Source organism: Selenomonas sp. oral taxon 137 str. F0430 (assembly GCF_000183625.1).
Classification (GTDB): domain Bacteria; phylum Bacillota; class Negativicutes; order Selenomonadales; family Selenomonadaceae; genus Centipeda; species Centipeda artemidis.
Genome location: NZ_AENV01000002.1, coordinates 175,523 through 184,999, shown reverse-complemented (window position 1 = coordinate 184,999; position 9,477 = coordinate 175,523). Strand labels below are relative to the sequence as shown.

Here is a 9,477-nt window from a genome sequence, read left to right as displayed (position 1 = left end):
ACCAACAAAATAAATCAAGCCCTCGACCGATTAGTACTGGTCAGCTGCATGCGTTGCCGCACTTCTACGCCCAGCCTATCTACCTCGTCTTCTGCAAGGGGTCTTACTCTCTGATTGAGATGAGATACTTCATCTCGGGACGGGCTTCACGCTTAGATGCTTTCAGCGTTTATCCCTTCCGAACGCAGCTACCCGGCCGTGCCCTTGGCAGGACAACCGGTACACCGTTGGTTCGTCCACTCCGGTCCTCTCGTACTAGGAGCAGCCTCCCTCATGTATCTTGCGCCCGCGATGGATATGGACCGAACTGTCTCACGACGTTCTGAACCCAGCTCACGTACCACTTTAATGGGCGAACAGCCCAACCCTTGGGACCTGCTTCAGCCCCAGGATGTGATGAGCCGACATCGAGGTGCCAAACCTCCCCGTCGATATGGACTCTTGGGAGAGATTAGCCTGTTATCCCCAGGGTAGCTTTTATCCGTTGAGCGATGGCAATTCCACTCTCTTTCCACCGGATCACTAAGCCCTACTTTCGTACCTGCTCGACCCGTCAGTCTCGCAGTCAAGCTCCCTTCTGCCTTTATGCTCTGCGCGCGATTTCTGTCCGCGCTGAGGGAACCTTTGGACGCCTCCGTTGCTCTTTCGGAGGCGACCGCCCCAGTCAAACTGCCCGCCTGGTACTGTCCCGAATGCTGTTAACATTCCGGTTAGATCCTTAGCATATAAAGGCCGGTATCCCAACGGTGACTCCAATACCTCTAGCGAGATATTTTCCCAGTCTCCCGGCTATCCTGTACGTTATATGCCAAAGACCAATGCCAAGCTGCAGTAAAGCTCCATGGGGTCTTTCTGTCCAGTCGCGGGTAACCTGCATCTTCACAGGTATTTCAATTTCACCGGGTCCCTCGTTGAGACAGTGCCCAAATCGTTACGCCTTTCGTGCGGGTCGGAACTTACCCGACAAGGAATTTCGCTACCTTAGGACCGTTATAGTTACGGCCGCCGTTTACAGGGGCTTCAGTTCGCTGCTTCATCCCAAAGACTAACAACTCTCCTTAACCTTCCTGCACCGGGCAGGCGTCAGCACCTATACTTCAGCTTGCGCTTTCGCAGGCACCTGTGTTTGTGGTAAACAGTCGCTTGGGCCTCTTTTCTGCCGCCGGCTGTCGCTCCATCAGTAAATAACTTCACAACCTCCGGCCATCCTTTTCCCGAAGTTACGGATGCATTTTGCCGAGTTCCTTAACGAGGGTTTTCCCGCGCACCTTAGGATTCTCTCCCCGCCTACCTGTGTCGGTTTGGTACGGGCGGATCAGTTCTCGTTAGAAGCTTTTCTTGGCAGTGTAGTGCGGCTGAATTCAGATTGACCGTAGTCTCTCCTATCTATCGGTTCTCGGCCTTATAGTACGGGGATTTGCCTCCGTACTAGCCTACCGCCTTCGACGCGCCCAACAGTCGCGCGCTCAGCTTCCTTCCTGCGTCACTCCATCCTCAAACAAACTGACCCGGTACCGGAATTTTCACCGGTTGTCCATCGCCTATGCTTTACGCCTCGGCTTAGGTCCCGACTTACCCTGGGGCGACGAGCGTTGCCCAGGATCCCTTAGGCTTTCGGTGGACAGGATTCTCACCTGTCGTTTCGCTACTCATACTGGCATTCTCACTTCTTACTCGTCCAGCAGTCCTTCCGGTCTGCCTTCTTCCAAGTAAGAACGCTCCCCTACCCAAAGTATTACTACTTTGCCGCGGCTTCGGTTCTGTGCTTGAGCCCCGGATATTTTCGGCGCAGGGCCTCTCGACCAGTGAGCTATTACGCACTCTTTTAATGGTGGCTGCTTCTGAGCCAACATCCTGGTTGTTTTCGAAGTCCTACATCCTTTTCCACTTAGCACAGCATTTGGGACCTTAGCCGGCGGTCTGGGCTGTTTCCCTCTTGCGTACGGGTCTTATCACTCGCACGCTGACTCCTAAGCTGCCCATATAAGCCATTCGTAGTTTGACTGGGGTCGGTAGGCTTTACGCCCCCTTGCCCGATCAGTGCTCTACCGTCTTTATGGTTATTCGCTTAAGGCTAGCCCTAAAGCTATTTCGGGGAGAACCAGCTATCTCCACGTTCGATTGGCATTTCACCCCTATGCACACCTCATCCGAAAGTTTTTCAACACTCACCGGTTCGGTCCTCCACTCATTTTTACCTGAGCTTCAACCTGGACATGCATAGATCACTGTGGTTTCGGGTCTGATCCATACTACTTCCGCCCTCTTAAGACTCGCTTTCGCTGCGGCTCCGCGTCTCCCGCTTAACCTCGCAGTATAAATCAACTCGCCGGTTCATTCTTCAATAGGCACGCCGTCGCACATTGATTGTGCTTCGACTGTTTGTAGACATACGGTTTCAGGTTCTTTTGCACTCCCCTCCCGGGGTTCTTTTCACCTTTCCCTCACGGTACTTTCCGCTATCGGTCGTTTCGTCATGTTTTAGCCTTGGATGGTGGTCCACCCTGCTTCCCACCGGGTTCCTCGTGCCCTGTGGTACTCTGGATTCCTGCCCACTCTCTCTTCTTTCGTGTACGAGGGTCTCACTCTCTTCGCCGTACCTTCCCCAGATACTTCCACTAGATGATGAAGCTTGTTGCAGGTCCGCAACCCCAAAGAACCGAAGTCCTCTGGTTTGGGCTCCTCCCGTTTCGCTCGCCGCTACTCAGGGAATCACTGTGCTCTACTCATGAACATTCTGGCGCATCTCTCGGTCTATTTCCTCCTCAGCTGTGTCATCAGCCGTCGCCGTAGCTTCCGACTACGACTCCGTCTTCTTCCTTGCTGAGAAGTAAATATCCTGTCGATCTGCATCCAGCCCATTCATGAGCAGAACACCTTTGTTTTCTTTTCCTCCGACTACTTAGATGTTTCAGTTCATCGGGTGGGTCTTCCTACCTCGAAAGTAGGATGACAGGTCATTACTCCTGCCGGGTTGCCCCATTCGGAAATCCATGGGTCAATGCTTACTTGCAGCTCGCCATGGCTTATCGCAGCTTATCGCGTCCTTCTTCGTTTCGAAACGCCTAGGCATCCGCCGTATGCCCTTCTTCGCTTGACTTACGTCTTACGACTAAAAGGTATTTTCGCTTTATCCTAATTTGCTTGGAGAAATGTTTTCACATTCCTCGGGAAAATCCATTCTGTTCTTCTTTCCATCAGTTGCCCAATGGATAGACCTCAGTGAGGAAAACACTTTCGTGTCTCCCTTTATTTAGATTTTCTTTTCGTTTCTTCTGTGTAGTTTTCAGTGAACATGAGAGCAATATACCCTCAAAACTAGACAATGCAGAATTCAGCCAAATGACCGACCTAAGATATGAACCGTGAAGTTCATCTTATCCTTAGAAAGGAGGTGATACCAGCCGCACCTTCCGATACGGCTACCTTGTTACGACTTCACCCCAGTCACCTTCCCCACCTTAGACGGCTGCGCCGGCTTCGGGTGTGAACGACTTCCGTGGTGTGACGGGCGGTGTGTACAAGACCCGGGAACGTATTCACCGCAGTATGCTGACCTGCGATTACTAGCGATTCCGACTTCATGCAGGCGAGTTGCAGCCTGCAATCCGAACTGAGAAACGGTTTTGAGGTTCGCTTAAGGTCGCCCTCTCGCTGCTCTCTGTCCGTCCCATTGTAGTACGTGTGTAGCCCAGGTCATAAGGGGCATGATGACTTGACGTCATCCCCGCCTTCCTCCGCGTTCTCCGCGGCAGTCTCCTTTGAGTGCCCACCACTACATGCTGGCAACAAAGGACAGGGGTTACGCTCGTTGCGGGACTTAACCCAACATCTCACGACACGAGCTGACGACAGCCATGCACCACCTGTTTTCTTGTCTCCAAAGAGAATAGGATATCTCTATCCCTGTCAATCAATGTCAAGACCTGGTAAGGTTCTTCGCGTTGCTTCGAATTAAACCACATACTCCACCGCTTGTGCGGGTCCCCGTCAATTCCTTTGAGTTTCTGTCTTGCGACCGTACTCCCCAGGCGGGATACTTATTGCGTTAACTCCGGCACGGTAGGGGTCGATACCTCCCACACCTAGTATCCATCGTTTACGGCCAGGACTACCGGGGTATCTAATCCCGTTCGCTCCCCTGGCTTTCGAGCCTCAGCGTCAGTTGCAGTCCAGAAAGCCGCCTTCGCCACTGGTGTTCCTCCCAATATCTACGCATTTCACCGCTACCACTGGGAATTCCGCTTTCCTCTCCTGCACTCAAGCCATATAGTTTCTTGCCCATCACGGGGTTGAGCCCCGAACTTTTAAGCAAGACTTACATGGCCGCCTGCGCTCCCTTTACGCCCAATGATTCCGGACAACGCTCGCCACCTACGTATTACCGCGGCTGCTGGCACGTAGTTAGCCGTGGCTTCCTCAAAAGGTACCGTCATTACTCAGCACTATTCGCACTGCGTACGTTCGTCCCCTTCAACAGAGCTTTACGATCCGAAGACCTTCTTCACTCACGCGGCGTTGCTCCGTCAGGCTTGCGCCCATTGCGGAAGATTCCCCACTGCTGCCTCCCGTAGGAGTCTGGGCCGTGTCTCAGTCCCAATGTGGCCGTTCATCCTCTCAGACCGGCTACTGATCGTCGCCTAGGTAAGCCGTTACCTTACCACCAGCTAATCAGACGCAGACCCATCGATCAGTGATAGCTTATATATAGAGGCCATCTTTCATGTAGGGAAGATGCCTCCCCTACACGCCATTCGGTATTAGCATTCCTTTCGGAATGTTGTCCCCATCTGATCGGCAGGTTGTCTACGTGTTACTCACCCGTTTGCCACTAAGCTCATAAAAGCAAGCTTTCATTCGCTCCGTTCGACTTGCATGTGTTAAGCACGCCGCCAGCGTTCGTCCTGAGCCAGGATCAAACTCTCCGTAAAAGAAGAGCCTCACTCGACTCATTAATGTCATTCTGTAAAAGAATTGTTCTCGTTGACCAAATTATCAACGATGTTGCATCTGGCTTCGGTTAGATTATCTCTAACCTCTCTGCATTGTGTAGTTTTCAGGGTACATCTTGCGCGCCTCGACAGCCTCTAGCCTTCATCAGCGCGACTGTCATAATATAACACAACGGCTTTTCTTCGTCAAGTCCCTTTTTCTTGATTTTGTCAAAAAATCTGAAAAAATCTAAGCTAAAATGAGTGAATATCTTAATCTTAATAAACGAAGTTCAGTTCTGTCCGCTCCGCAAGACTCGGCGCAATGGCATCCTTCTCCGAAAGGACGACAGGGGTAAACGGCCACGCGACACCGATGGCAGGGTCATCCCAGCGGATATTACCGTCACAATCCGGCGCATAGAGATTATCCGCCTTATACTGCACCTCAACATTATCGGTGAGCGTAATAAACCCATGGGCAAAGCCGCGCGGAATGAAGAGTTGACGATAATTCTCTGCTGAAAGCTCGATTCCGATCCACTGCGCATAGGTCGGCGAACCGCAGCGAATGTCGACCGCAACGTCAAAGACGGCGCCGCGTGATACGCGCAGCAGCTTTGCCTGTGCCATCGGATTCAGCTGATAATGCAGTCCGCGCAGTGTCCCTCTCTCGGCAGAAAAGGAATGATTGTCCTGCACAAAGTCGACGTGAATGCCCGCATTCTCCATTTTCTTCTGCGACCAGCTCTCCATAAACCAGCCCCGCGCATCCCCAAATACCTGCGGCTCTAGAATGCGCACGCCGGGCAGTTTCGTCTCAATAACCTTCATAAAGTTCCTTCTATCTATCGTTAATCACGCGTTTCAAATAGTCGCCGTATTCGTTCTTCGCGAGCGGTTCCGCAAGCCGCATCACCTGCTCGGCATCGATGTAGCCCATGCGATACGCGATCTCCTCGATACAGGAAATCTTGAGTCCCTGCCGCGCCTGTATCGTCTGGACGAATGTTGCCGCCGAGAGGAGGGATTCGTGCGTCCCCGTATCGAGCCACGCATAGCCGCGCCGCAGACGCTCAACGTAAAGCTTCCCGGCCGTCAGATACGCAATGTTGACATCCGTAATCTCCAGTTCCCCGCGTGCCGAGGGGCGAATCGTCCGCGCGACGTCCACAATGTCCGCATCGTAGAAGTAAAGTCCCGTCACCGCATAGTTGGACTGCGGATGCTTCGGCTTTTCCTCCAAAGAGGTTGCATTCCCCACCTCATCAAAGGAAACGACGCCGTACCGTTCCGGATCAGAGACGTAGTAGGCAAAGACCGTTGCGCCTGTATCGCGCTGCACAGCATTTTGCAGTACCTGCGCAAAATCCGATCCATAGAAGATGTTATCTCCGAGGACAAGTGCGCATCCCTCGCCCGCGATGAAGTTCTCTCCGATGAGGAACGCCTGCGCGAGTCCGTCCGGATGCGGCTGTACGGCATAGGAAATCGAAAGACCATACCGGCTGCCGTCACCAAGGAGCGATTGATAGAGTTCGCTGTCCGCAGGCGTCGTGATGATGAGAATGTCACGAATCCCTGCGAGCATCAGCGTGCTGAGCGGATAGTAAATCATCGGCTTGTCGTAGATCGGCATGAGCTGCTTTGATACGACCTTCGTCAGCGGATAGAGCCGCGTTCCCGAGCCCCCTGCGAGGATGATGCCCTTTCTTATCATACGTCACCTCTCCATTTTGATGCTATAGAATTTCGACAGGAATGGCGACTTTTCCTTGTCTATGTTATGATATAGGAAAATAAAGGAGGACTTTTATGAGCGAATCAGTTAATTTTGCTGTCGGCGAACCGTTCCCCCTGCCCATTCTCGCGCAGGCGGACGGTGGGATGTTCCAAGTCGATAAAAACGGGATGATGTTCCTGCTCCAGCTATCACGGGCGGACGTCGTCGCCGTCGAAGCATTCCGCACAGGCGAAATCGAAATCGCGGTCACGGAGGTTGACGGCATTCTGTTCTTCCTCTACCGTATCGACGGCATCTTCAAAGACGGATGGGGTGACGCACCGCTCTCCCTCTCCCTCGTCAAGGACGAACTGCTGCCGAGCGAGAGAGACCTGCGCGATCCGACCATCCATCTCTACCTCGTCGATACAAATCTGAAAATCCTGCTCGCACAGCGCACGGCAAGGATCCCCGAGGAGTTTGCGGAGATCATCCGAAAAACTGTCTGCACACAGCTCGCTCAGCCACGCTCCGCCCTTGCCTTCCAAAAGAATGTCTCCGAAATCTGGGCAAAATACAGCGCCGCAAAGCTCCGCGCCATGGCAGACGCCGCACACACGCTGCCACTCTCCATCGGCAACGCCCCGCTGCACTAAAAACCGCCTCATCCGACCATACCGATTGGATGAGACTGTTGCTATCTCTCTTATTTTTCTCGCCGAATAATATAACGCTTATCGATTTCGTTTAGAAAGCGCGAGCAAAAATATCGTTGCGAATCGCCGACGGATTTCGTTATGGATTTAAGATATATCAGCCCCAAATATTCCTTTGCACGAGTCATAGCCACATAAAAGATGCGGCGCTCCTCCTCGATGTTACCGCTCTGTATCGCCTTATTGGTTGGGAAAAGACCCTCACTGCATCCGGCGACAATAACAATCCGAAATTCCAAGCCTTTGGAAGCATGTATGGTCATTAAATTCACGCCGTCGAATCTTTCGTCATTCCCCGCATCCTCCGCCGCCATAACGGAAACAATAAACTCATCCAACGAATCATATTCTTTTGCCACCGAGAGCATCGTATTAATATTTTCAAAATGCGGAACGATACTCTCGCCTTTTCTCAAGCTGCGCTCAATGATTGCATGATAATCAAGTATATCAATGATCCTCTGAATCATGGATTGAACCGAAATGTGCGCATCTCGCAATTCCGCTAATTGCAATAAGAACCGATATACGGCTCCGATATACATACGCCCTCTAGTCTGCTCGCGTTCATATCGTCGCAGCGTGACGACGATCTTCTCAAGGGTAAGCGCAGGATCGCTCCAAATATCAATTACCGCAACATCCGGTATGTCTTTCGCACGAAAACCTCCGCCGAGAAGTTTTAGAACCCTCTCAAGCGCTGCAAAATCCCCCGAAGAATGAATCAATCGCAGACACGCAAGGATATCCTTCACTTCTTTTCTTGCACAAAACGGTGTATTCGAATGGATACGATACGGAATCTTCTCCTTGAGCAAGCCGTATTCGATGGATTCCGCAAGGAATCCGGAGCGATACAGCACGGCTATATCCCGTAACGCGATGCCTTTCTCCCCAAAAGAACGAACCATATTGGCAATCTGATTCGCTTGTTCATATTCGTCCGATGCACCAAGAGAAAGAATCTTTGTTCCGGCAGTATTTTCCGTAAACATATTTTTCTCCAGCGAGTGCTCGTTATTTCGTATCACACAATTTGCCCCCTCAACGATATTCCTTGTTGAGCGGTAGTTCTGTTCCAGATAAAATTTTTTGAGGCGCGCCTTTTGAATAAAATGAAAGAATTTCTTCAAATCCGCCCCGCGAAACGAATACATACTCTGACTATCATCCCCCACCATGCACATCCCCCGCATACCGGGACATAACAATTCTATCAAGCGCAGATCCGAAGAGGACGAATCCTGACATTCATCAGCGGTCACATAGCGAAATCTGCGGTTGACAGCTTCACGAACATCATCGTATTCCTCCATGGCTTTGATCGCGAAATTGATAAGATCTCCAAAATCAAGTGCATTCACCTCTTTGAGCATCCGCTGATAGATTTCATAATACGAAGCGATACACCGCCTTAATTCCTCTTTTTCTTGAGATATTGCCATTTCTGGTGTGACACGTTTTTCTTTCCATCGGCCGATAATCGTCATGACCATTTTAGCCGGAATACCCCGGCGCTCTTGCCCGATGCTGCGCATCGCCTTTTTTAGGAGATTCATCGCATCTTTTTCATCATAAATGGAAAATTGATTTGTATACCCCGAAAAGCGATTTTGAAAATACCTGAGAAGTTTTGCACAAAATGAATGATAAGTCCCGACAAAAATTCCTCTCGCCTCATCGCCAAGCGCTTGAATAACTCTCGTTCGCATCTCATCCGCAGCCTTCTGCGTAAAAGTGAACAACAGTATATTAGCGGGTGACACGCCGTCCTCAATCATATAGGCAGTGCGAGAGACAATCGTCTTCGTCTTGCCCGCCCCTGCCCCCGCGATAATGAGCGACGGTGTTTTATACTCCTGCACCGGAAGACGCTGCTGCTCGTTGAGCTCTGCCAGTATCGCCTTTTGCTTCTCATTCATCCCTGGGAGCACGCCCTTTCTCGCTCACACATCACGAATTTCCTAATATCTATGCGCAAATCCCTGTAGTTAAAATAGCTCTCAAATCATCATAGTGATTATACGCTAAATCTCATACTTTTGGAATCATTAACAAAGCGTTTTGAGAAGGTTTTCCCTGTAAGGATGTTCGCATTGCATCTCCA

General features: G+C 51.1%; 4 protein-coding genes and 2 rRNA genes. 1 reads left to right on the top strand and 5 read right to left on the bottom strand.

Annotated features, from left to right (window positions below):
* Window positions 1-10: 10 nt before the first annotated feature.
* From HMPREF9162_RS01100 to rfbA, 4 genes are all read right to left on the bottom strand, one after another.
* A 23S ribosomal RNA gene (locus HMPREF9162_RS01100) occupies window positions 11-3,100 on the bottom strand.
* 287 nt (window positions 3,101-3,387) lie between these two features.
* Window positions 3,388-4,931, bottom strand: a 16S ribosomal RNA gene (locus HMPREF9162_RS01095).
* The 16S and 23S rRNA genes sit together here, the layout of an rRNA operon.
* A gap of 279 nt (window positions 4,932-5,210) precedes the next feature.
* A complete protein-coding gene (gene rfbC / locus HMPREF9162_RS01090) occupies window positions 5,211-5,765 on the bottom strand; it encodes a dTDP-4-dehydrorhamnose 3,5-epimerase (protein WP_009438089.1) in 555 nt (184 codons plus the stop codon).
* Window positions 5,766-5,775: 10 nt separating this feature from the next.
* On the bottom strand, window positions 5,776-6,651 hold the full coding sequence (gene rfbA / locus HMPREF9162_RS01085; RefSeq protein ID WP_009438005.1) for a glucose-1-phosphate thymidylyltransferase RfbA: 876 nt from the start codon (window positions 6,649-6,651) through the stop codon (window positions 5,776-5,778).
* 95 nt (window positions 6,652-6,746) lie between these two features.
* Between rfbA and HMPREF9162_RS01080 the strand changes: the two genes are divergently transcribed.
* Entirely contained in the window at window positions 6,747-7,310 is a 564-nt protein-coding gene (locus HMPREF9162_RS01080) for a hypothetical protein (RefSeq protein WP_009438115.1), read from the top strand.
* A 50-nt stretch (window positions 7,311-7,360) separates the two neighbouring features.
* On the opposite strand, the gene HMPREF9162_RS01075 is transcribed toward HMPREF9162_RS01080, so the two are convergent.
* Window positions 7,361-9,292: an ATP-dependent helicase gene (locus tag HMPREF9162_RS01075; protein WP_009438047.1), complete on the bottom strand. Its 1,932-nt coding sequence runs from the start codon at window positions 9,290-9,292 to the stop codon at window positions 7,361-7,363.
* Window positions 9,293-9,477 lie beyond the last annotated feature (185 nt).

Coding starts and splice junctions, on each gene's coding strand:
- rfbC (WP_009438089.1), bottom strand. CDS start 5,765: ATGAAGGTTATTGAGACGAAACTGCCCGGCGTGCGCATTCTAGAGCCG.
- rfbA (WP_009438005.1), bottom strand. CDS start 6,651: ATGATAAGAAAGGGCATCATCCTCGCAGGGGGCTCGGGAACGCGGCTC.
- HMPREF9162_RS01080 (WP_009438115.1), top strand. CDS start 6,747: ATGAGCGAATCAGTTAATTTTGCTGTCGGCGAACCGTTCCCCCTGCCC.
- HMPREF9162_RS01075 (WP_009438047.1), bottom strand. CDS start 9,292: ATGAATGAGAAGCAAAAGGCGATACTGGCAGAGCTCAACGAGCAGCAG.